The sequence below is a fragment of the Exiguobacterium aurantiacum genome (genome assembly GCF_001766415.1).
Lineage (GTDB): Bacteria > Bacillota > Bacilli > Exiguobacteriales > Exiguobacteriaceae > Exiguobacterium > Exiguobacterium aurantiacum_A.
Genome location: NZ_MKXO01000005.1, coordinates 24,839 through 48,084, shown reverse-complemented (window position 1 = coordinate 48,084; position 23,246 = coordinate 24,839). Strand labels below are relative to the sequence as shown.

General features: G+C 54.9%; 21 protein-coding genes and 1 riboswitch. Of the genes, 4 read left to right on the top strand and 17 right to left on the bottom strand.

The window, feature by feature from the left end:
• Nucleotides 1–10: 10 nt before the first annotated feature.
• The 7 genes from dapD to BJU60_RS10505 form a co-directional block, all read right to left on the bottom strand.
• The gene (gene dapD / locus BJU60_RS10535; RefSeq protein WP_070328832.1) at nucleotides 11–718 is read right to left on the bottom strand and encodes a 2,3,4,5-tetrahydropyridine-2,6-dicarboxylate N-acetyltransferase; all 708 of its coding nucleotides are present in this window, start codon (nucleotides 716–718) and stop codon (nucleotides 11–13) included.
• Nucleotides 696–1,445, bottom strand: a complete 750-nt coding sequence (gene dapB / locus BJU60_RS10530; protein ID WP_070328831.1) for a 4-hydroxy-tetrahydrodipicolinate reductase — start codon at nucleotides 1,443–1,445, stop codon at nucleotides 696–698. The genes dapD and dapB overlap by 23 nt, the downstream gene beginning before the upstream one ends.
• Complete coding sequence (gene dapA, locus BJU60_RS10525; protein WP_070328830.1) at nucleotides 1,442–2,323, bottom strand: 4-hydroxy-tetrahydrodipicolinate synthase; 882 nt, start codon at nucleotides 2,321–2,323, stop codon at nucleotides 1,442–1,444. The genes dapB and dapA overlap by 4 nt, the downstream gene beginning before the upstream one ends.
• 12 nt (nucleotides 2,324–2,335) lie before the next feature.
• Entirely contained in the window at nucleotides 2,336–3,331 is a 996-nt protein-coding gene (locus BJU60_RS10520; RefSeq protein WP_070328829.1) for an aspartate-semialdehyde dehydrogenase, read from the bottom strand.
• Between the two features lie 12 nt (nucleotides 3,332–3,343).
• Nucleotides 3,344–4,543, bottom strand: a complete 1,200-nt coding sequence (locus BJU60_RS10515) for an aspartate kinase (protein ID WP_070328972.1) — start codon at nucleotides 4,541–4,543, stop codon at nucleotides 3,344–3,346.
• Nucleotides 4,544–4,657: 114 nt separating this feature from the next.
• Nucleotides 4,658–4,838: riboswitch (Lysine riboswitch) on the bottom strand.
• A 77-nt stretch (nucleotides 4,839–4,915) separates the two neighbouring features.
• On the bottom strand, nucleotides 4,916–5,344 hold the full coding sequence (locus BJU60_RS10510) for a GNAT family N-acetyltransferase (RefSeq protein WP_070328828.1): 429 nt from the start codon (nucleotides 5,342–5,344) through the stop codon (nucleotides 4,916–4,918).
• Nucleotides 5,338–6,498, bottom strand: coding sequence for an alanyl-tRNA editing protein (locus tag BJU60_RS10505; protein ID WP_070328827.1), 1,161 nt, complete (start codon nucleotides 6,496–6,498; stop codon nucleotides 5,338–5,340). The genes BJU60_RS10510 and BJU60_RS10505 overlap by 7 nt, the downstream gene beginning before the upstream one ends.
• A 95-nt stretch (nucleotides 6,499–6,593) precedes the next feature.
• Between BJU60_RS10505 and BJU60_RS10500 the strand changes: the two genes are divergently transcribed.
• Nucleotides 6,594–7,322, top strand: a complete 729-nt coding sequence (locus tag BJU60_RS10500) for a GntR family transcriptional regulator (RefSeq protein WP_070328826.1) — start codon at nucleotides 6,594–6,596, stop codon at nucleotides 7,320–7,322.
• 36 nt (nucleotides 7,323–7,358) lie between these two features.
• Here the strand turns inward: BJU60_RS10500 and BJU60_RS10495 are convergent, their stop codons facing one another.
• From BJU60_RS10495 to BJU60_RS10480, 4 genes are all read right to left on the bottom strand, one after another.
• Nucleotides 7,359–8,462, bottom strand: a complete 1,104-nt coding sequence (locus BJU60_RS10495; protein ID WP_070328825.1) for an LCP family protein — start codon at nucleotides 8,460–8,462, stop codon at nucleotides 7,359–7,361.
• Between the two features lie 156 nt (nucleotides 8,463–8,618).
• Nucleotides 8,619–9,383, bottom strand: a complete 765-nt coding sequence (gene nagB / locus BJU60_RS10490; RefSeq protein WP_070328824.1) for a glucosamine-6-phosphate deaminase — start codon at nucleotides 9,381–9,383, stop codon at nucleotides 8,619–8,621.
• Complete coding sequence (gene nagA / locus BJU60_RS10485) at nucleotides 9,380–10,528, bottom strand: N-acetylglucosamine-6-phosphate deacetylase (RefSeq protein ID WP_070328823.1); 1,149 nt, start codon at nucleotides 10,526–10,528, stop codon at nucleotides 9,380–9,382. Before nagA ends, nagB begins: the two co-directional genes overlap by 4 nt.
• A gap of 178 nt (nucleotides 10,529–10,706) precedes the next feature.
• Nucleotides 10,707–12,077 (bottom strand): MATE family efflux transporter, encoded by a 1,371-nt coding sequence (locus BJU60_RS10480; RefSeq protein ID WP_070328822.1) that lies wholly within the window; start codon nucleotides 12,075–12,077, stop codon nucleotides 10,707–10,709.
• Between the two features lie 39 nt (nucleotides 12,078–12,116).
• Between BJU60_RS10480 and BJU60_RS10475 the strand changes: the two genes are divergently transcribed.
• The gene (locus tag BJU60_RS10475) at nucleotides 12,117–12,890 is read left to right on the top strand and encodes a CHAD domain-containing protein (protein WP_070328821.1); all 774 of its coding nucleotides are present in this window, start codon (nucleotides 12,117–12,119) and stop codon (nucleotides 12,888–12,890) included.
• On the opposite strand, the gene glsA is transcribed toward BJU60_RS10475, so the two are convergent.
• On the bottom strand, nucleotides 12,887–13,828 hold the full coding sequence (gene glsA / locus BJU60_RS10470) for a glutaminase A (RefSeq protein ID WP_070328820.1): 942 nt from the start codon (nucleotides 13,826–13,828) through the stop codon (nucleotides 12,887–12,889). The two genes, BJU60_RS10475 and glsA, sit on opposite strands and share 4 nt — an antisense overlap.
• Before the next feature lie 59 nt (nucleotides 13,829–13,887).
• A complete protein-coding gene (locus BJU60_RS10465) occupies nucleotides 13,888–14,067 on the bottom strand; it encodes a hypothetical protein (protein WP_070328819.1) in 180 nt (59 codons plus the stop codon).
• 111 nt (nucleotides 14,068–14,178) lie between these two features.
• Between BJU60_RS10465 and hemG the strand changes: the two genes are divergently transcribed.
• Both hemG and BJU60_RS10455 read left to right on the top strand, forming a co-directional pair.
• Complete coding sequence (hemG, locus tag BJU60_RS10460) at nucleotides 14,179–15,546, top strand: protoporphyrinogen oxidase (protein WP_083274111.1); 1,368 nt, start codon at nucleotides 14,179–14,181, stop codon at nucleotides 15,544–15,546.
• On the top strand, nucleotides 15,543–16,616 hold the full coding sequence (locus BJU60_RS10455; RefSeq protein WP_070328818.1) for a TIGR04053 family radical SAM/SPASM domain-containing protein: 1,074 nt from the start codon (nucleotides 15,543–15,545) through the stop codon (nucleotides 16,614–16,616). The genes hemG and BJU60_RS10455 overlap by 4 nt, the downstream gene beginning before the upstream one ends.
• 33 nt (nucleotides 16,617–16,649) lie before the next feature.
• On the opposite strand, the gene clpB is transcribed toward BJU60_RS10455, so the two are convergent.
• The 4 genes from clpB to BJU60_RS10435 form a co-directional block, all read right to left on the bottom strand.
• Nucleotides 16,650–19,241, bottom strand: coding sequence for an ATP-dependent chaperone ClpB (gene clpB, locus BJU60_RS10450; protein ID WP_070328817.1), 2,592 nt, complete (start codon nucleotides 19,239–19,241; stop codon nucleotides 16,650–16,652).
• 18 nt (nucleotides 19,242–19,259) lie between these two features.
• Entirely contained in the window at nucleotides 19,260–20,126 is an 867-nt protein-coding gene (locus tag BJU60_RS10445) for a DnaJ C-terminal domain-containing protein (RefSeq protein WP_070328816.1), read from the bottom strand.
• Between the two features lie 140 nt (nucleotides 20,127–20,266).
• Nucleotides 20,267–21,376 carry a CamS family sex pheromone protein gene (locus BJU60_RS10440; RefSeq protein WP_254281689.1) on the bottom strand — a complete coding sequence of 370 codons (1,110 nt, stop codon included), beginning with the start codon at nucleotides 21,374–21,376 and terminating at the stop codon, nucleotides 20,267–20,269.
• A gap of 205 nt (nucleotides 21,377–21,581) precedes the next feature.
• Nucleotides 21,582–23,075 carry an LPXTG cell wall anchor domain-containing protein gene (locus BJU60_RS10435; protein WP_070328814.1) on the bottom strand — a complete coding sequence of 498 codons (1,494 nt, stop codon included), beginning with the start codon at nucleotides 23,073–23,075 and terminating at the stop codon, nucleotides 21,582–21,584.
• Nucleotides 23,076–23,246 lie beyond the last annotated feature (171 nt).

Sequence of the window (23,246 nt, the reverse complement as noted above, 5' to 3'; positions counted from 1 at the left end):
CTATTATACGTTACAGGGAGCGTAAGTCATCCACTAGTTGTGTTTTTTCTGCTGTTTTTTCATCTTTTTGCTTGATGACACGGGCTGGCGTGCCGGCGACGACACTTCCTGCCGGGACGTCGACTGTGACGACACTGCCTGCTGCGACGACCGCATTCTCGCCGACACGGACACCTTCTAAAATGACCGCGTTTGCACCGATCATGACCCCGTCTTCGATGATGACCGGATCTTTTGAAGGCGGCTCGAGGACACCTGCGACGACTGCGCCAGCGCCAAGGTGGACGTTTTTACCGAGTGTGCCGCGGGCGCCGATGACGGCGTTCATGTCGACCATCGACCCGTCACCGATGACGGCGCCGATATTGATGACCGCCCCCATCATGACGACTACGTTGTTGCCGATTTGAACGTGGTCACGGATGAACGAACCTGGTTCGATGCGGGCGTTCAACTTCGTCGTGTCAAGCATCGGCACGGCGCTGTTGCGGCGGTCGAACTCGAGGTGCGAGTCGGTGATGACTGACGCGTTCGCTTCAAGGAAAGCGGCCGCACGTTCAGCCGTCGTGAGGAATAGTTTCGACTCGTCTGTTCCGAATGCTTTTGCTTCTTCGATTGTTAAACCTGCCAACTGACCGTTGACGTACAATTTGACTGGCGTTTCTTTCTTGGCATCTTTAATGTATTGCGCGATTTCATAAGCGTTTGTGAGTAACATGAGTGGCCTCCTCGTATAGGTTCGTTAAATTATATAATCCGGCCGGGCGGTCGAGAATTGTCGCCGCCGCGGCGAGTGCCCCGTTCGCGAAGACGCGTTTCGACAGGGCCGTATGTTTTAATTCAAGCATTTCATCGTCTCCGGCGAAGAGCACCGTATGCTCACCGAAGATCGTACCGCCGCGGACCGAGTGCATGCCGAGTTCGTCGGCACCTCTCGCCTCACGGCGTGACGCACGTTCGTACACCGGCGTCACGTCCCGCTTCGCCTCAATGGCACGGGCGAGCAGTTCAGCCGTCCCGCTCGGCGCGTCGACTTTTTTACGGTGATGCGCTTCGATCACTTCGATATCATAACCAAGCGTGAGCGGCACGAGCTGATCAAGCAACTGCTTCAACAGTGCAATCCCGTAAGACGTGTTATACGACTGGAAGATCGGGATCTGTTTCGATGCGTCCTCGATCTTTGCCAGTTCCGCTTCCGAGAAGCCCGTCGTCGCGATGACGAGCGGGATTTGCTTGTCTTTCCCGAACGCGAGCACGTCATCTAGCAGCGCCGGGTTCGAGAAGTCGATGACGACGTCGATCGCGGCGTCAACTTCTTTCAGTGAAACGGGATGATCGCCGCCCGCCGGTGAGACGATGGCCGCGACGTTCAAGTTTTGAGCGAGCGCGACTTCTTCAACGATCTGCCCCATCGCGCCGTATCCGTGAATTAACAAGTTCACTGTCTCACCTCATTAAACTGCTCCATCGCCGACAACAGACGTGCCTCGGCCGTCGCGCTCATCGGAACGAGCGGGAGGCGCGGCGAGCCAAATTCGAAGCCGCGTGCGTTAAGCGCCGCCTTGACCGGGATCGGGTTCACTTCGGCGAACAGTTCATCGATGACCGGAAGCAAGCGGATCTGCCATGTGCGGGCCGTCTCTAAATCTCCGGCGAGAAGCGCTTCGGCGAGCGCGACCGTCGCTCCCGGATACACGTTCGAGAGCACCGAGACGACACCTTGGGCGCCCCATGCCATGTACGGCAGGATTTGGTCGTCGTTTCCGCAGTAGACCGGGAAACCTTCCGGCAAGTGGGCCATCATTTGCGCCATCACCGAGATGTCCCCGCTCGCTTCTTTCAACGCAGCGATCTGTGGGTGTTCGGCGAGTTCACCGACCGTTGCCGGATCGAGCGCGACGCCTGTCCGTGACGGGACGTTGTAGAGCATGAGTGGAATCGGTGACGCGTCGGCGATCGCCGTGAAGTGGGCGATCAGCCCCGCTTGGGTCGACTTATTATAGTAAGGCGTGACGACCATCGCCATCTCGGCACCAAGTTCTGCCGCCCGTTTCGTCTTCGTGATACTTAACGCCGTATTGTTCGACCCTGTCCCGGCGATGATGACGGCACGACCGGCGGCGACTTCGATCGCCTTCGTGAGGAGCGTCTCGAACTCTTCGTCCGTGATCGTCATCCCTTCGCCTGTCGTCCCCCCGATGACAAGACCGCTGACGCCTTCTTTGATTTGATCTTCAATCAATGCTTCCCACGCTGTGAGATTTAACTGACCGTCCGTTTGGAACGGTGTAGCGAGTGCTGTAGCGACTCCTGTGAACATATGATTTCCCCCTTATTTCGTAGCGACTTGCCCGATCATGCACTGGGCGATTTGAACGGCGTTCGCCGCCGCCCCTTTGCGAACGTTATCGGCGACACACCAGAGATGGAACGTGTTCGGTTGCGACTCGTCGCGGCGGACGCGACCGACGTACACTTCGTCCGTCCCGTTCGCATCGAGCGGCGTCGGGTAGACGAGCTCGCTCGGGTTGTCCATGAGGACGACGCCTGGCGCGTCACTGAGGACCGCCTTCACTTCCGCGAGCGTCGCTTCACGATCGAGCGTGACCGTGATCGAGACGGCGTGGCTGTTACGGACCGGGACGCGGACACACGTCGCCGTCACACCTAATTCTGGTGCGTTCAAAATTTTGCGTGTCTCGTCGATCATCTTCTGTTCTTCTTTCGTGTAGCCGTTCTCGAGGAAGACATCGATATGCGGCAGCACGTTATCGTAGATCGGATACGGGTAGTTTTGCGGCTCTTCACCGCGGGCGCCCCGTTCGAGATCTTCGATGCCTTTTTGTCCCGAACCGGAGACGGCTTGGTAAGACGTATAGGCGACACGCGTCAATCCATACACTTCTGCGAGCGGTGCGAGGGCGACGACCGATTGGATCGTCGAGCAGTTCGGATTGGCGATGAGCATCTTGTCTGGGCTCAGTTCGACTCGGTTCACTTCTGGTACGACGAGCGGGATTCCTGCTTGCATCCGGAACGCGCTCGAGTTATCGATGACGATGACTCCTTGTTCACTCAGACGCGGTGCATACTGTTCACTGATGCTACCACCGGCCGAGAACAAGGCGATGTCGATCGCGTCTGCGTAAATCGTGTCCGACAGTTCACGGATGACGATGTCGCGACCGTTCACTTCGACTGTTTTCCCAGCCGAGCGGGCTGACGCATATAGTAATAGTTCGTTGATTGGAAACTCATATTCTGTGAGCACGTCGATCATTTTTTGACCGACGGCGCCTGTCGCACCGATGACGGCAACGTTATACATGGTAACTCCCCCTTATAAATGGAAACGCTCCGCGATGGCCGCGACCGCCGCTTCAACGTCTTGATCGTTAATCGTGTAAGAGATGCTGATCTCTGAAGTTGTGACTTGATAGAACGGGATTCCGCTCTCACGGAACGTGGCGAACAATCCGGCTGCGACACCGGTCGCGTCGCGCATGCCGATCCCGACGACCGAGATTTTCGCATGTTCGGTATGACGGTCGATTTTAATTTGTGGGAACGCCTCCGTCAGTTCGGCGAGCGCTTCTTCGAGGAACGCCTCCTCGTCAAGTGGACAAGTGAACGACAGGAACACTTCACCGTCGAACGCTGTCTGACTGATCATGTCGATATTGACGTGACGCTGTGACAACTTCTCGAAAATATCGGCAACCCCTGCCACTGAATGCGGAATATGTTTGATCGAGACGCTGAGCACGTTTTTCACGACGCTCACGCTCGTCACCGCTTTTTGTTCCATCGCCTGTGTCATATCCATGATCCATGTTCCTCCTTCGCTCGATAGCGTCTTCCCTACAAAGATGTTCACATCATATTTTTTGGCCAGCTCGACGCTGCGCATTTCCATCACTTTCGAGCCGAGCGCGCTCATTTCCATCATCTCGTCATACGAGACGGTATCTAGGCGACGTGCCGTTTTATGGATACGCGGGTCGGCCGTATAGACACCGGCGACGTCCGTATAAATCTCACAACGTTTACTGAGGACGGCGGCAAGTGCGACGGCTGTCGTATCCGAACCACCGCGTCCGAGCGTCGTTACATCCCCGAACTCGTTGACGCCTTGGAAGCCGGCGACGATGACGACGTCATTCGTTCTGAGCCTTTCTTCCAACACTTCTTTCCGGATCGCTTTGATCTTACTTTTCGTGTGAATGCCCATCGTGTCGATCCCGGCCTGTTGCCCCGTGAGCGAGATGGCGGCGACACCTCGTGAGTTCAAGGCGATGCTGAGTAGACTGATCGTCTGTTCTTCTCCGACGGCGAGCAAGCGGTCGAGCTCACGAATCATCGGACGCTCTGTAATTTGTTTTGCGAGTGACAGGAGTGAATCGGTCGTTTTCCCCATCGCGGAGACGACGACGACGAGTTTCTCGCCAGCGACGACTCGTGTCTGTAAATATTCAGAAATTGCCTGAATCTGTTCGATTGTGGCAACAGAACTTCCTCCAAATTTTAGTACGGTTGTCATCAGGTTCCCCACTTTCATGATGTCGACCAACAGAAAAAGCGGCAGACCGGTAGGAAGCACTCTCCCTACGGTCTGCCGCTTGTACGCGCAGTTGAAAAACGATTAAAAAATCGTTCCGTAGATAGCGCTCCATGGCATTTCATCCATGGCAGTGTAGGCGTTGTTCACGACTACCCCAGCCTTCGTTCGTACGCATGCGAACGTTGACTTCGGCGAATTTCCCCTTTCGGCTCGATCCGGAATGCGTCCGTTTCAATCAAGCTTACTCATGTCATTCGCAACCTCTATCTGTCAGTTGTTAGTTTTAGTTATAACAAATGCTTCCCGGCTTGCCAACCTTTTTTTAGAAAAAAAGAAACTTTCTAAAAATAATCACCACGACTTCTTCATCATCCGATGCGGGATATCGGCGTCTAAAAACTCGTCACCGAACGTCGTATAGTCGAGCCGTTCATAGAACGGGAGCGCCGTCAGTTGAGCGCCGAGCTTCAACTCATGCAGCCCACTCTCGCGCGCCACATCCTCGATTTCGAGCATCAGCTTTTTCGCATATCCGTTCCCTCTCGCCGATGCGAGCGTGGCGACCCGTTCGACTTTGCCGACACCGTCTCCGATCGGTCGTAGCCGTGCCGTCGTCACGGGCTCCCCGTCTATCATCCCGACAAAATGGATACAGACTGGATCGAGGTCGTCATATTCGAGCGCCGGGTTAATCCCTTGCTCGCCGATAAAGACAACCTCCCGTACGGAACGGGCTCGTTCGATGAGCGACGTGTCGTTGCCGTGTTCAATCGTCAACATGACACCACTCCTTCCTGTAACCGTTTGACGACTTCTGCCGTGGCCCGTTCTAGGTCGACAATCGATTCGAAGCGGGCTTGGGCTTGTTTATGACTGCCACCGCCCCGACCGATGCCAAGGTCGTCTAACGTCCGCTTTAAAAACTTGCCGATGGCGATGTCATGCGTCCCGTCATGCATGAGCAACAGTTTTTGTCCGGTATGATTGGCACCGACGGCAATCCGTCCGGTCGCCGCGATCCGTTCGACGATCATCGTCGTGAGCGTCTCCGCCTCGGTCTTGCCGATGTGCGTGATGACGTAATTGTCCTCTTGTAAGAATGCTGCGACTTTCGCCTTGGCGACCCGGGCCTCGAGCACCTTCACTTCTTTTTCACGTTCGAGTCGCGCCGTCCGCTCTTCGGCGACACGGGCCGCGACCGTCTCGTTCGTCGTCGACAACGTTTGATGGATCGCCCGTAGCGCGGTGCGCGAAGATTGGATGACCGTTAGTGCCCGCATCCCTGCGACATACGTCAAACGAACGTTCCCTCGCACTTTTTTCATCGAGGTCACTTTAATGATCCCGAGCTGGCCGGTCGTCGACACATGCGTCCCTCCGCAAGCGTTATAATCGAGTCCATCGATTTCGACGATCCGAATCGTGCCGGTGCGATCCGTCGCTTTACGTAACCGGTCATGCTCGACTTCGCCATCCTGTAATTCAAAAATGTGAATCGGTCGGTTGTCGAAGATGATCTGCTGAACGTCACGTTCTAACGTTTCGATTAACTCCCAATCGAATGATTCGGCCGCGATCTCGATCGATGAATCGTCAGCACTGATCCCAAAACTGAGCGTCTCGATACCGTATCGGTCTTCAAGCAAGGCCGTCAGCACGTGTTGCGCCGTATGTTGGATCGAGTGGTCGTGACGTGTCGCTGCGTCGATTTGACCGATCACTACTGTTGCTTCGTCGATTGGCTCGTTGACGAGGTGCCACACGGTCGAGTCGTCACGTTGCACATCTAAAACGGCTTGTCCGCCAATCGTCCCTGTATCGGCCGGTTGTCCGCCACCTTCCGCGTAAAAATGTGTTTCTGCAAGCGCGATCCACGTGCCCCGCTCATCTTCCCGCTGCGCTGTCACCGTCGTTTCAAATTGCCATGAGTTCATATTGGTCGCCACCTTTTCTGCATGATATGTTCAGACAACTAGTCTGATTTGGTCTATAATAAGTAACACTTACCCTTAGGTCAGGAGCGATATGTATGTTACAGATTGATAAAAAGTCCCCGTTACCTATTTATTATCAAATCGAAGCTTATTTAAAGCAACAAATAGATGCTGGCGAGCTCCAACCCGGCGAATCGATCCCGTCCGAACGGGAATATTCGGAGCGGTATAACGTCAGCCGGATGACGGTGCGCCAGGCGATCACGAACCTCGTCAACGCTGGTTATTTGAGCCGTCAAAAAGGACGTGGTACGTTCGTCGCCAGTAAAAAGATCACGATGGCGTTGTCCGGTTTGACGAGTTTCTCAGAAGAAATCAAACACCGGGGCATGCGCCCGTTCAGCCGTCTATTGTCATTCGACACGATTCCGGCCTCGAATAAAATCGCGCAGAAATTGAATGTCGCAGCCAGTACGCCGGTCTATGAGATGAAGCGTCTCCGACTCGCCGACGAAGACGTGCTCGCTTTAGAGACCGCCTATATCCCGGTCGCCTTATTGCCCGAACTGACCGAGGCAGATGCCGTCGGCTCGATTTATGAGTTCGCCGAACAGTCCGGACTGCGTTTGAAAAACGCGACACAGACGCTCGAAGCCCGAAGCGCCGGACCTGTTGAAGCGAACCTGCTGACCATCTCCCCGAACGCGCCCGTCCTATTGATCGACCAACGGACGTATCTCGAGAACGGCGACATGTTCGAATACAGTCGTTCTTTGTTCCGCGGCGATGCGTATTCGTTCACTGTCGCGATGGAACGCACCTAAAAAAATGGTTTGCCCCGCTGAGGGCAAACCATTTTTTTATTGGGCTTCGTATGTGATGCCGGACGGGTCGAGCATATAAGACTCGAGCTCCGTCTCCGTCATCGCTTCGACTTCGTTGCCGGAATCCGCTTGTTGCACACGGTACCGGACCTCGTCGAGCAACGGCTCGTTCAAGAAGTAATAGAAGTGGCCGTCATTGCCACGCGCACCTTCTCCGGTCAATTGATATTGAACCGTGTTGTTAAGGGCACCGACGTCTTCGATCAAACGCATATAGTCGTTCGGTCCAAGCGTCGTCTGCATATTGTCACCGACCGATTTGAGCACTTTATCATAGTTGTTGATCAATGACGTGCCGAGCGACTGCTCGAGCACGGCGTTGATGACTTCCATTTGACGTTGGCCGCGTCCGATGTCCCCGCGCGGGTCGTCATAGCGGTTTCGGACATAAGCGAGTGCTTCTTCACCCGACAACTGCTGAAGGCCGGCTTCGACTTGGACGGCTTCACGGGATGCGTCATAACTCTTCTGTTCAGACGAGAAGGGAACGTCGATTTCGACGCCTCCGACAGCATCGATGAAGTCGACGAAGCCTTGGAAGTTGAGCGACACGACGTGGTCGATTTCAACACCGACTAGGTCTTCAACTGTATTCGTCGACATGCGCATACCGTTGTTCGGATCCGACTCGTCCATCGATCCGAAATAGTAGGCGTGCGTGATTTTGTCTTGATCGAGACCGGTCTTACCGTAAGGGATATCGAATCCTGTGTAATCGATATTGACGTACGAGTCTCGCGGAATGCTGAGCATCGTCGTCTGCTTGTCTTTCTTGTTCAAAATGACGACAATCATGACGTCAGAGCGACCGAACTCCCCTCGCGCTTTCTTTTGCGGGGAGAGGTCGGTCCCGAGCACGAGAAAACTTTCGGTGTCCTCTTTATCAAACCGGGTCGGTTCGATCGTCGGATCGTCCTCGAGCGTCACTTGTGTGCCGGACAACATGTTGTGCGCTTTATAAAAAGCCGCCCCATACATGCTAGAGCCGACGATGACGGCAATGAGGATCAGCGAGCTGAACACTTTATAAAACGTAGACGGACCTTTACGCCGTCTACGCGCCTGGGTTCTTGAGTTCATGTTTTTCTCCTTCACGGTCGAATGATACGAGCTTCACTTATTATAGAGGAATCCTCGAGTTTTGTCGAAAACGTTTTGATGACAAACTCATTTCCATACAATTTCCCATAATCGCAACCAAAAAAACCTGGGGACGTGCGTCCCCAGGTTGAACGGTTATGAGCGGATCGAGAAGAACCGTGCGGCTGCTTCGCTTCCGCGTGCCTGTAAAGCTTGCGCGCACTGTGAGGCCGCCTCGGTATCAAGTACGATCGTGACACTCGGATGCGCCTGCAAAATCGTCGCGGGCCAATCGACAGACGGCACACTCTCGATCATGTGATGGACCGCGTTCGCTTTTCGGTCTCCCGTTGCGACGAGAACAATCTCGCGCGCGTTCATGATCGTATCGAGTCCCATCGTGATCGCGTGCGTCGGGACTTCTTCGCTTGCATCGAAGAAGCGGCGATTCGCCTCCCGCGTCGACTCAGTGAGCGCTGTCACGTGCGTCTTCGCATCGAGCGCCGTCCCCGGTTCGTTGAACGCGATATGACCGTTTTCACCGATCCCGAGCAGTTGAAGATCGACACCGATTGATCGGACGAGCTGTTCATACCGCTCCGCTTCAGCATCAGGATCTTTTGCGTCACCACGCGGAAGATGGCTTTCTTTGAACGGAACATCGTTGAACAGACGTTCTTCCATGAAATTATAGTAGCTTTGAGGATGACTCGGAGCAAGCCCGATATATTCGTCCAAATTAACGCTTGTCACATGGCGGCAATCGAGCTGGTCCTGCTTGAACATCTTATACATCCCGACCGGCGTGCTCCCCGTCGCCAGCCCGAGTACGAATTCCCGTTTCCCGGCCAACCGCTCTTTAATGAGCGTGTAGGCAATCTGTTCAGCGTCCGCTGGTGTCTTCGCTACTAATATGTTCATTTCACGTCCTCCTTCTCAAATCCGATGCGTCCTTGGTGAATTGTCTGCTCGACCGTCAATGACCCGTCCCAGATGACGAGATCAGCGTCAAACCCGGCTGCGATTGACCCTTTTTTACTCATGCCAAACTCAGCGGCTTGGTTCGCGGACGTCATCTTCACGGCTTCTTGAATCGTGCACCCGGTGAAGGCGATGATGTTGCGGAACGCCGCGTCCATCGTCAACACACTTCCAGCCAAGTTACCGGCTTCAAGCCGCGCCGCGCCGTCCTCGACGATGACCGGTTGTCCCCCGAGCTCGTAACGCCCGTCCGGAAGACCTTTCGCCCGCATCGCATCCGTGATGACGACGAGACCGTCCGCGCCTTTCAAGCGATACGCGAAATCGACCATCTCGGGACGGCTGTGAATCCCGTCCGGAATAATTTCAACCATGACGTCCCGTTCTAACAGGCAGTAACCGACCGTCCCCGGTTCACGGTGGTGCAACCCGCGCATTTGATTGTATAAATGTGTGCCGTGCTTCACGCCAGCCGCTTTGTTCTCGGCAAACGTCGCATTCGTATGACCGGCTGAGCCGATGGCACCCGATTCAATCATTACTCGCTCAAGCTCTCGTGCGCCCGGACGTTCCGGTGCGTACGTGACGAGTCGGATGTGACCGCCCGCCTCGTCTTGCCAGATGCGAAACTGCTCGGCGTCAGGATCGATAATATATTCTGCCGGTTGAGCCCCCGCGTTCTCGACGTTGACGAACGGTCCTTCTAGATGGATACCGGCAACCGTCGTCTCGTTTGACTCGATGACGTCACGGACAGACTCAAGCGCCTTGGTGATTTCTTCCGGTGACTGCGTGATCGTCGTCGCAAAAAACGAGGTCACTCCTTCGGCGAGCATCGATTGACTGAGGAAACGTAACCGGTCTCGGTCCGCATCCATCGTGTCGACGTCATACCCCCCGTGGACATGTATATCAATCATGCCCGGTGTCACGAGTTTTCCTGCGACATCGAGCACTGTCTCATCTCCAGCCTCATAGTCAGCCATCGCCCCGACCGCTTCAATCGTTTTACCGTTTATCCGAACATAACCGCGTTCCCACGTCTCCTGTCCAGAAACGAGGTGTGCGTTAATAATCACCATCATCAGTCATCCACCCTTTCACTACTATTCTCGACAATAGCATATCAAAAATCAGTATAGTTGTATAGACCAATTTATCCGTTTTAAAAAAATCATCAAATCATCAGTCATTTGCCCGACTTCCAATCGACTCAAACAAAAAAAGGCTGCATCCGGACGAACCAGATCCAACCCTATTTTGTCACGCTGTCTCTTCGACAGCTGCTTTGGCATTGTATCGTTTGACGATATGGACGAGGCGCATGAACAAGAGCACTGCCCCGGCGGCAAGTCCGACGATGAGCCCGATCCAATAACCATCGGGACCGAAGCCGAACCGTTCCGCGAGTAAGAAACCGAGCGGCAGCCCGATCACCCAGTAGGCGATGAGCGACAACACGAGCGTCACGTTGACATCCTTGAAGCCGCGCAAGATGCCTTGAATCGGTGCGGCGACGGCGTCAGACAATTGGAAGAAGACCGCAAAGATCATGAAGTGGGCCGCAAGTTCCACGACAGCGGCGTCATTCGTATAAATGGCGGCGACGCGTTCATTCTGCCAGAACAACAAGGCGCCTGAAAATGACGATACGGCCAGACAGAGCACAATCCCAATCTTGGCATAGCGCACCGCGTCTTGGAGCCGACGGGCACCGAGTTCATAGCCGACGACGATCGTCAAAGCGCTTGAAGCAGACAAAGGCAACATATAGACGAACGAGGCAAAGTTGATCGCCGCTTGGTGGGCGGCGACGATATTGTCCCCGTACTCGCTAAGGAGTAGTGTCACGGCCGCGAAGATGCTGACCTCAGCAAAGATGGCGAGGCCGATCGGCGTCCCGAGCTTGAGCAGTTCTTTTTGGCGCGGCCATGCCAATCGATCCGGCGCGCGCAGGAACCGATACTCAAGGAACGGTTTCCCGCTCCGGACGAACGCGAACGCCATGAAGAAGAGAAGCCAATACGTGATCGCAGAAGCGATGCCGGCCCCGATGCCCCCATAAGCAGGAAGTCCGAGCTTCCCGAAAATGAAGATGTAGTTTAACCCGACGTTAATGGGTAACCCTAATAGTATAAGCAACATGGAAATTCGGGTTTTTCCGAGTGAATCCATGAGCGTCCGGAGCACGTTGAACAAGAACATCGGCAAGACGCCGAATCCGAGCGCGAGCAAATAACCTTTGGCGATTCGTTTTCCTTCCTCACTTAGCCCCATCCCGTCCACTGCGGCCGGAACGAGGAACGCACCGAGGACGAGTGTCGCGATGCTCAGTCCGATCGCTAAGTAAACGCCTTGATACAACGTCCGTTGGATATGTTGGATATTACGGGCCCCGAGCGCCTGAGCGACAATCGGTGCGACGGCAAGCAGAATCCCGCTCAGTCCCGTATAGACCGGCATCCATAGACTCGAGCCGACACCGACGCCAGCCAAGTCGACGGCTCCGGCTCGGCCTGACATGACCGTATCGAAGAAGCTGATTAAGTAGAATGATACTTGCGTGACCAAAATCGGAAAGAAAATCGTGAAGAACAATTTTATTTTTTCGTTAAGTGAATGCGTTTGATACATGGACAACCCTCATCTCATTTCAGAAAGGAACAAATTCGGATGAATCAACGGAATGCAGAGAAGCTAAAGTACGAACTATTGGAAACATGGAATACGTTCAACCATTATATGACCGAAGCGCTCACTTTCCAAAACACAGAAGACGTGCATCAGGCCCGGGTCCATTTGCGCAAGTTGCTGACGTTCATGCAACTGTACGACACGAAACCTTCCACGTATCGGCAATTGAAACAGCTGATGGAAGCGCTCGGCGCGGTCCGTGACGGGGACGTGTTGCTCCAAGGTCTCGCAATCGAGACCGGGCTCGAGCAGGCGTTTGCCGATCACATGGAAGCGAACCGCGCCAAAGACCGGACGTTATTAAATTCGCGCGTCACCGAAAAGATGACGCCGTCGCTCGACCAACAAGTGCGCCGCTTCATCGGCGGTCAATTGTATCGCTCGTTAAAGAAGCAAGACGCCTCAGCGTTTCTCGATAAGGCAAAATCGGAGCGGAAACGCCGCGTCGAGTCCCACCACCACGCCACATCAAAGCATGACCGGCTCGAGGCACTTCATAAAGTCCGGCTCGCCGTGAAGCGTGAACGCTACTTGCACGAGTACTTGTTAAACTACGAAGAAAAGGCCTCGAAAGACCAGGTCCAAAAGTTGAAACGGCTCCAAACCGAGCTCGGTGAGATGAATGACCGTCATCAATTGCTGCTACGCTGGACCGATTTTTCACCGCCGACCGAATACGTTTCGGCGTATGAACGACTCATCGACACACTGCACGAGCAACTTGACGCTTCTGTCGACGCCATCAAGCTCTAGCGTGACGTGTAGCGTTCGACGAGCAGTTCGAGTAGCTTCATACCAGCAATCGAATTGCCTTTTGAGTCGAGCGCGGGACCGAAAATCCCGAAGCCGACGTCGCTCAGTCCGAGTTCGTGCTTCCCGGTCGCGAGAATCGCACCCGACACCCCGCTCTTCCCTGGCAGACCGACACGGACCGCAAACTCACCGGAGGCGTCATACATGCCACACGTCGTCATGATCGCTTTGACGATGCGGACGACCCGGCGCGGAATCAACTCTTCGCCTGTGACCGGGTCTTCCCCGTTGCCCGCGAGCACCCGTCCGATGCGGGCCAACTCAAAACAGTCGATCTCGATGGCACATTGTTTCGTATAGACGTCGATGATCTCATCGACGTCGCCTTCCACGATGCCGTGGTGGCGCATGAAATAAAGCAAGGCCCGGTTCAAGTCGGTCGTCTCGTATTCCGAGCGGGCGACTTTTTCGTTGTACGTCACTTCTTCGACCGGCACACCGAGTAACGTCGCTAAAAATTGACGGAACTGATAAATTTTAAGTTCCGCCGTATCCCCTAATATCATGCTCGTGACGGCTAGCGCCCCGGCGTTAATCATCGGATTGAGTGGTTTCGATGGCACGGTCTCTTCGAGCTTGGCGATCGAGTTGAACGCATCACCCGTAGGCTCCATCCCGACTTTCGAGAACACGAAGTCCTCGCCGAACTCCATCAACACGTAACAAAGCGCGAGTGCTTTCGAGACGCTTTGAATCGTAAACTTATGATGGACATCACCCGCATGGATGTAAGAACCGTCAGGCAGGCAAATCGCCACGCCGAGCAAGTCATCCTTGACATGTGCGAGCTCAGGGATATAATCCGCAACTTTTCCTTGAGCCGTATACGGACGACACTCGTCGACCAAATGCGCCAACTGCTGTTCTAATACGTTCATCAAAATCACCTCATATCCGATAGTTTACAACCGGCTCATCTTATCATATCTTCTCAAGCTTAGCCATCAGGCGGACCGTCATCTTTGGACGATCCTGGCTTGTACCAGTCCTCGTCGGCCCAAATGACCGGCGGACTTTCCTCATCCCCAGCAAGCTTCTCTCCATGTCGGTTCATCGCGGCGATGAATGCGACAATCCCAACGACGACAATCGAAGCTGTGATGCCGAACCAAACCATAGTCGCCCCTCCCTTTCATCCGTGACAATTTCGTCTAGAACCGTGTGATACTTATCCTATGTCTACACCCATATTCTCGGTACGGTTAGTTCGAAGACTATATAGAAATGGGTGAATCGATTGAACAACATTGCGATTATCGGGGGCGGCATCACGGGTATGGCCGCTGCTTACTATGCGAAACAGGCCGGTGCACACGTCACACTCTTTGAATCGAGTGATCGGGTCGGCGGGAAAATCAAGACGGTTTATCGGGACGGATTTGTACTCGAATGCGGTCCCGACGGTTATATGGCCAGAAAGCCGACGTTGACCGAGCTCATCACCGAACTCGGTCTTGATGAACAGCTCGTTCGTTCACAGACCGGCACGTCTTACATATACGTTCGCAACAAGTTACGGCAAATGCCAAACGGTTCCGTCATGGGCATCCCCACGAAATTTTGGCCGATGGTGAAGACCGACCTGTTCACGTGGCGTGGAAAGGCTCGGGCCGGGATGGACTTGGTGCTCCCCCGCGTCTATGCGGGCGAAGACATTTCGCTCGACACGTTTTTCCGGACCCGGCTCGGCTCTGAAGTCGTCGAATCGATGATCGAACCACTCCTGTCAGGCATTTATAACGGGACGCTTCAAGATATGAGCATCGAGTCTACTTTCCCTCAGTTTATCACGATTGAACAAAAAACACGCAGCTTGATTCTCGGCATGAAAGCACTCACGCCGCCTGTACAAGCCGGAGTGAAACCGCGTGAGGCCGGGAAGTTTTTATCGTTACAAAACGGGCTCGGAATCCTCATCGAGGCGCTCCGTCCGTCGATCGACCGCCTCTACACCGGCACCCGTGTCGCCTCGGTCCGCCCTCATGAGATCGAACTCGAGGACGGCACGATCGAACAGTTTGACGGCATCATCTTAGCGACTTCGCCGAATGCGCTCGGCCCGATCCTCGGAATCCCCGAGGCGGAGCGATTATCTCAATTGAAGCGCACCTCATCGATCACCGTCCTCGCGGCGTTCGACGAGAAAGATGTGGCGGCGCTCGACGGGACAGGTTACGTCATCGCCAAAGCGGAAGCCAATGCGTTGACCGCCTGCAGTTGGATGCATAAGAAATGGCCTCACATGGCACCGAAAGGTAAGGCGCTCTTGCGCGTCTATATCGGTTCCGATCACGTGCCCGCCTTATTAGCTGCAACGGATCAAGCGGTCGCCGAGTTTGCGTTAAACGAGCTCCGCAAAATTCAACACGTCGGGACACCGCTTTTCACGAAAGTCGAGCGCCACGTCGATACGATGCCACAATACGAGGTCGGTCATAAGCAACATGTGCACGCGTTCGAACATGCCTTGGCCGCTCTCGATGGCGTCGAGGCGTGCGGGGCGATCTTACACGGGGTCGGGCTTCCCGACTGTGTCGATTCCGCCAAACAGGCCGTCATGCGGGCGATGACGGCGAAGCAGGTGGTGCGCTCATGAAACGGATTGATTACAACGAGAACCCGTTCATCGTCATCTGGGAAGTGACGCGCGCCTGCGCCTTGTCTTGCGTCCATTGCCGGGCCGAGGCGCAGTACCATCGTTACCCGGATGAATTAGACACGGCGCAAGGCAAAGCGCTCATTCGTGACATTTACGCGATGGACAACCCGATTCTCGTCTTCACGGGCGGCGACCCACTCATGCGTGAAGACTTGTTCGAGTTGACTGAATACGCGGCGTCACTCGGCATGCGCGTCTCAATGACTCCATCAGCGACGCCACGGGTGACTCATGACGCGGTCAGACGGGCCAAAGCGGCCGGGTTGACACGCTGGGCGTTCTCACTCGACGGTGCCGACGCGAAAGCGCACGATTATTTCCGGGGGACACGCGGCAGCTTCGAGCGGACGATTCGCGGCATCTCCTATTTCCGGGAGGAAGGCATGTCGTTCCAAATCAATACGACCGTGACCGAGTACAACGTCGACCAACTGCCAGAGATCGCGAAACTCGTTGGTGAGCTCGGCGTCTCGGTCTGGACGCTGTTCTTCCTCGTCCCGACCGGTCGCGGCTCGCTCCTGCAACCGATCTCGCCGGAACGACATGAGGACGTGCTACGCTGGGCGTTCGCGCTGCAAGAACATGTGCCATACATCATCTCGACGACCGAGGCCCAGTTCTATCGCCGGGTCGCCCGGCAAGAAAATCAAAAACGGAAAGACGCAGGACTCGCGCCGATCGGTCATCCGCATGACGACCTCGCCAAAGCGCCACGCGGGACGAATGACGGCAACGGCTTCGTCTTCATCTCTCACACCGGTGATGTTCAACCGTCCGGCTTCCTGCCGATCAACTGCGGCAACGTCAAAACGACACCGCTTGCCGAGATTTATCGGGAACATCCGGTGTTCAAGACGCTGCGTGACCCGGACACGCACGGCGGCAAATGCGGCTACTGCGAATACCGTTACTTATGCGGCGGATCGCGTGCCCGAGCCTACGCCGTCACCGGCGACTATAAGGCAGAGGAACCGTATTGCACGTATCAACCTGAACACGCTAAATAAGGAGCACAGGCCGAGGCCTGTGCTCCTTATTGTTTAGTACGCCACCGTCGTCGGACGGAGCGTCAATTCTCCGTTCTCGACGTCGATCATGACGGTCTGACCATCCTCGACGTCACCGGCGAGAATGCCGCGCGCGAGCTTCGTCTCGATCGTCCGTTGTACGTAACGGTTGATCGGACGGGCGCCGAACTGTGGCTCGTACGCTTCGTCGGCGATGAACGCTTTCGCCGCGTCCGAAATTTCGATCCGAATCGAGCGTGCCGTCAAGCGGCTACCCATCCGAGCGACCGCTTTCTCGACAATCTGCCCGATTTGGGCACGCGTGAGCGGATGGAACAAGATCGTCTCATCGACCCGGTTCAAGAACTCCGGCCGGAAGTGGCGACGGAGCCGCTCGATGACTTGACGTTCTTCCTCTTCATCGATGACACCGTCTTTCGCGGCCTCGAGTAAAATATCGGCCCCGATGTTTGAAGTCATGATGACGATCGTGTTCTTAAAGTCGACGACGCGACCGTGTGAATCGGTCAAGCGACCGTCGTCGAGCAGTTGTAGCAAGATGTTGAACACGTCAGCGTGCGCTTTCTCGACTTCGTCAAGCAAGAGCACCGAGAACGGGCTGCGGCGCACCGCTTCGGTCAATTGACCGCCCTCTTCGTAGCCGACGTATCCTGGAGGTGCCCCGACGAGTCGAGATACGGCGTGTTTCTCCATGTACTCACTCATGTCGAGACGGACGATGTGGTCTTCAGAATCAAACATCGCTTCGGCGAGCGCTTTCCCGAGCTCGGTCTTCCCGACCCCGGTCGGACCGAGAAAGAGGAACGAGCCGATCGGACGGTTCGGGTCTTTAATGCCGGCCCGGGCCCGGATGACGGCGTCGCTGACGAGTCGGATCGCCTCATCTTGTCCGAAGACACGTTGATGAAGCACCGTCTCGAGGTTGAGCAACTTGTCGCGCTCACCTTCTGTCAACTTCGTCACCGGGATGCCCGTCCATTTCGAGACGACCTCGGCGATCTCTTCTTCCGTCACTTCTTCCCGGACGAGTTCACGCGTCACCGATCCGGCGAGACGTTCCGCTTCAGCGAGGTCACGTTCGAGCTCTGGAATCCGTCCGTACTTCAACTCGGAAGCCCGGTTCAAGTCGTAGCGGCTCTCGGCTTCTTGCAGTTCGAGCTTCACTTTCTCGAGGTCCCCGCGAATGTGTTGGACGCGGTGTGTCGACTCTTTCTCGTTCTCCCAGCGCAGGCGGAGCGCATCCGCTTGTTCACGCGTCGAGGCGAGCTCTTGCTGGAGCACGTCGAGACGTTTTTTCGAAGCCTCGTCGCTCTCTTTCTTCAAAGCAGCCTCTTCGATTTCAAGTTGCATGACGCGACGTACGAGTTCGTCGAGTTCCGCCGGCATCGATTCCATCTCGGTCCGGATCATGGCGCACGATTCGTCGACAAGGTCGATCGCCTTGTCCGGCATGAACCGGTCGGTGATGTAGCGGTTCGACAGTACAGCCGCCGCGACGAGCGCATTATCATGAATGCGGACGCCGTGATGGATCTCAAAGCGTTCTTTCAATCCGCGCAAAATCGAGACCGTGTCTTCGACGTCCGGCTCGGCGACGAGCACTTGCTGGAAGCGACGTTCGAGCGCCGGGTCTTTTTCGATATATTGGCGGTACTCATCGAGTGTCGTCGCGCCGATACAGTGAAGTTCACCGCGGGCGAGCATCGGTTTGAGCATGTTCCCCGCGTCCATCGCGCCTTCCGCTTTGCCGGCCCCGACGATCGTGTGCAACTCGTCGATGAAGAGGAGGATCTTCCCTTCCGCCTCTTTCACTTCGTTCAAGACCGCTTGTAACCGTTCCTCGAACTCGCCGCGATATTTGGCGCCGGCGACGAGCGAGCTCATGTCGAGACTGAAGATCGTCTTGTCTTTTAAGCTTTCCGGGACGTCACCGCGGACGATGCGCTGGGCAAGCCCTTCGACGATCGCCGTCTTCCCGACCCCTGGCTCCCCAATGAGCACCGGGTTGTTTTTCGTCTTCCGGCTCAAGATGCGGATGACGCGGCGAATCTCACTGTCACGCCCGATGACGGGGTCGATCTTTCCGGTCTTCACTTCTTGAATCAAATCACGGCCGTACTTCGTCAAGACGTCGTACGTCGCTTCCGGTGACTTCGACGTGATGCGTCGGTTGCCGCGCACGGCGACGAGCGCCTCGCGCAACTTGTCCTCGGTCACGCCTTTACGCTCGAGCATCGCTTGCGTCTGGCTCTTGTTGAGGAGGATGCCGAGCAAGATGTGTTCGACCGAGACGTACTCGTCACTCATACCGGTCGCTTCACGCTCAGCTGTCGTCAACACGTTAAGCAGCGAGGCCGAGATCATCGGTGTCGTCGGGTTTTGAAGTTTCGGTGCGTTCTTGAGCGCCATCGCGACCTCTGCCTCGATCTCCGCGACGTTCAACTCCATCTTTTGCAACAACAGTGGAATGATGCCGTCAGCTTGCGAAATCATCGAGGCGAGGACGTGCCATTCATTCATCTCGCTATGATGATACTGTTTAGCAAGTGCTTGCGAACTGACGATCCCTTCATGCGCTTTATCTGTAAATCGATTGAAATCCATGTTGTTTCCTCCTTATGCTCAGCGTTCTAGTTGTTCATAAACAGACCGGTGGGCGGCGTCGAGCGGCAAGTCGACCTCGAGTTGGATGAACAAATCGGACCGGACTTTTGAAGCGGTCATGAAACCACGACCCGGAATCCGCATCCGTTGGCCCGGACGTGAGCCCGGTTTGACTTTAAGCTTGACGCGGCCGCCATCGAGCGTCGCGACGACGACTTCGGTACCGTCTAGGAAAGCGAGTGGCCGCAACCGTTTGACGGTGATGACGTTCGCTCCTTCTCGTCGATACGTCTCGTCATCGGTGAAATGGAGTTCGACGTACACATCGCCCCGGTCGCCTGATTGACCGACTTTGCTACTCTTGCCTTTCAGTCGAAGTTTCTGGCCCTCATGGGCGCCTTGCGGAATCTTCACGTTGACCGTACCCGTTTGCAGGCGCAAACTCACTTTCGAATCACTCGTCAACTGGCTGAGCGGCACGTTGACCCGGACCGTCTCATCTAAATCTTCTTCTACCGCTTGGTTGAAGAAACTTCCGAACATATCGTCGAATCCGAACGTCCGCGACGTCGTGCGTGATCCGCCACCGAACTGACGGAACAAGTCTTCAAATTGCGCCGAACCTTCCCCGTATCCGTCACCGTCATACGTCCCTTGACCGAACGTCGGGCCTTCCGGACTGCCGTAACGGTCATAATTCGCTTTCTTGTCGGGGTCGCTCAACACATCGAACGCTTCTTGGATTGCTTTGAACTGATCTTGTGCCCCCGGCTCTTTATTCACATCCGGATGATATTGTTTCGCTAGTTTTCGATAAGCTCGCTTAATGTCTTGGTCGGATGCCTGTTTCGACACGCCAAGCACGTCATAGTAGTTTTTCGTCATCTCGATTCACCTCACCTTATTCTTTCCCGTTTCTGTTAAGTCTATTCTACCGATTTGGTCAAAGAAGGTCAAAGATTTTCCTCGTTACAATACATACGAAAAAAAGAGGCGCTTCGTTTCATTACGAAGCACCTCATCTGTTAAAAGTAAACTTTCGGTGTATCCATGCCTTCTTCGAACACGATCGTCACTTCTTGTGTGCCACCGAGTGAGGTGACATTGATACGGACCGGGACGTTCCGATTGTATTCCCAACGGTTCTCAAGCAAACCGACGACGTGTTGCGTGAAACCGACGAGTTCGGCCCGGCTGTAGAATTGGATCGGGATGTCGATCTCGATGCGTGACAAGTCACCGTTCTGATAGAATCCTTTACCGATCATGCCGCTGAAGTCAGGGAAGACATCAGCGATTCGGTCGCTAAACAGCGTGAACTTCTGTGCGTCATCACGCACTTCGGTCGTCGCCGTATTCGATGGGAAGTAGTAGTACTTCTCGTCGATTGCTTTCCAATCAGACGCGGCTACTTCCGCACCTTCCCCGACGAACGCTGACTTGACATAATTGCCCGGTGTCGGTGACCCTTGCGCCGACTTCATGTATAGGGCGACGTTAATGTCAAGACCCTTAAAGTCTTCACGCTTCCGCAGTTGTGCGACGAGTTCATTTGCCATCCGTTCCCCTTCTGCGATGACTTTTTTCGCATCTAACTTTTCCGTGTAGGTCGGACCGAAGTTCGGGGCCTGGAAGACGTACTCACGGTTCAAAATGAGGGCGAACGAGACACCGTCGAGTTGATATCCGCTATCCGTCTTTGTCATATAGTTTTGTTCGATGAGCGACGCCAAATAGAGCGGCGACTTCTTGTTTTCTTCAACGAACTTGGCATCTGCCACTTCTGCCGTCCCGTTCGCATAGGCCGGGTTGAGCGGTGTCAGGCCTTCAGACGTTTTATCTTTTCGTCCGAGCAGACGAGAGACGTCTTCAGCCTTCAATAATTGCCCTTCTTGATAAACGTATTGTTCAGGCGCGAACGCGCCGGTCGAATGGCGCATGAGACCAAGCTCGACTTCTTCTAGTTCGAGCGATGAGCTGACTTGGCGTTGGGCGAGCCCGCGCGCTGCGGCCGGCTTGAACGGAATCACCATCTGGTAATACGAGTCACGCGCTTCAATCGCTTGTGTGACACCTTCTGACGTCATCTCGTTCCCGGTCGGCGTCACTTCTTCTTCCCCCATCGGAATTTTCATTGAACACCCACCGAGAAATACCGTCGCGGCGAGGGCGGGGATTATTATTTGTTTCCATTTCATCTATGTCCAAACTCCTTTGACGAATCAATTCGTTATACACTTCGTCCATTATAACAAAATCGTCTGTTGAAAAAAGTGTCGAAGCGGAATCAGTCGAGAATCACAAAAATACGTCCCTCGACTTTCATCGAAGGACGTATGCTCAAGTTTTTGAAGACGGCCGGCGCCGGTGTGTGAAGAACAATAGGCCGAGTACGATCAAGACGAGGCCAATCACAGTAGCCCACGTCTCGGTCGTGCCGGTCATTGGCAATGTGCCTTGCTCAGGTGACACGGGCGTGGTCGGTTCTGGTACGTATGCTTCCTCGTCTTCCCGTTCCGGAATCGCTTGTTTGACGTGGACTGTCGTTTCCGCCGACCGGGAGACGCGAGCTGCCTCGTTGACTTCAAACGTGAACGTGACCCGGTTCGTCAAAATCCCCCCGGCTCGAACATCGTATGACGGCAGCAACACTTTTTCTAGTTCGAGCACGACTTCCTCGCCCGGAATCAATCCGTTCTCGACTTCAGCGAGCGCTCGCATCCCGTCGCGGAGCACCTCTGTCGTCTCGCGTTGTTCTTTCACCGTCAAAGCGCCGCTCGTCCACTCTTCCACCACGTCGACGAAGTAAAGGGTGACGTTCGACGTATTCGTGAGCGTATACGTATAGAGGATCGTCTCGCCCGGATGAACCGTTTGCGGGTTTGCGACTTTCGTGACCGTGAAATCGAGCCGGTTGAGCAAAACGATTTGCTGACTTTCGGCGTTAACGACACGACCCGATTCATCAGTCGCAGCGACACGGAAGATGTTCCCAACTTCAGGATGCATCACTTGGTCGTAGTCGCTCGGCACATCGAGAATTACAGTCGTTTCGACGCGTTCGCCGGAAGCGAGACCATCGTCACCGATGAGCGCCGTCAACTTGCTGCGTACTTCCTCGTTGAAAGCAGTGACGGCATCGTCTTGAATCCCACCGCTGAAAAACTCGTCTTCAATCGACGTGATCGTCAACGTCGCATCGCCCGTGTTCTCGATGACGAACGTATAAGGGATGCTCCCTCCGACGACGGCTTGGTCGATGTTCGCCTCTTTGCCGACTTCAAGTCCGATTGCGACCGCTGGTTCGACCGTCGTCACCGCCACTTCTTCGGTCATCGGCGCTTCGGTTGCCGGTTCTGCCACTTCGCTCACTGGTTCACTGCTCTCGTCGGTGACATCAGATTCTGCCACTTCGCTCACTGGTTCACTGCTCTCGTCGGTGACACCAGATTCTGTCACCTCAAGCGCTGGGTCTTCAATCGGTAGCTCTTCAATCGGTAGCTCAGCTGTAATCGCTGCTGGCGTAAACGAGTACGGCACGCCTTCCTCGTTATATAACGTGACTTGATCAATCAAGGACGTCTCGACTGCTTGAACGTCCACGATAAAACGCCAGACGTCCGCGGTCTCGCGAACCCCATAATACGTAATATCGGCATAGACAAGACTAGCTTCGTCTAGTGTCGCTTGCTCTTCAGCGGTGAGATCGACTTGGACGTACAGCGTGCTCGTTTCCGTCGTGTCGCTTGCATAAAGAACGTTTGGTGCCCACATGCCGATGAGTAAAACGAATAACGTGATGAATGCCGTGAACCGTTTGGTGGCGCTACGCATGGTGGTCCCCTCCTCTAAGATGTATGTCCATCAGTGACAAAATGTCCCGACGACAGCGCTCTGGCACGGAGGGGAGATAGAGGGTGAGTGTGCACGAGTCGTGGTGTCAAGAGTACCTCGGTTGCAGAAAAATTTTACAATTTTGTTGTTACTATTCATTACCCGTCCACC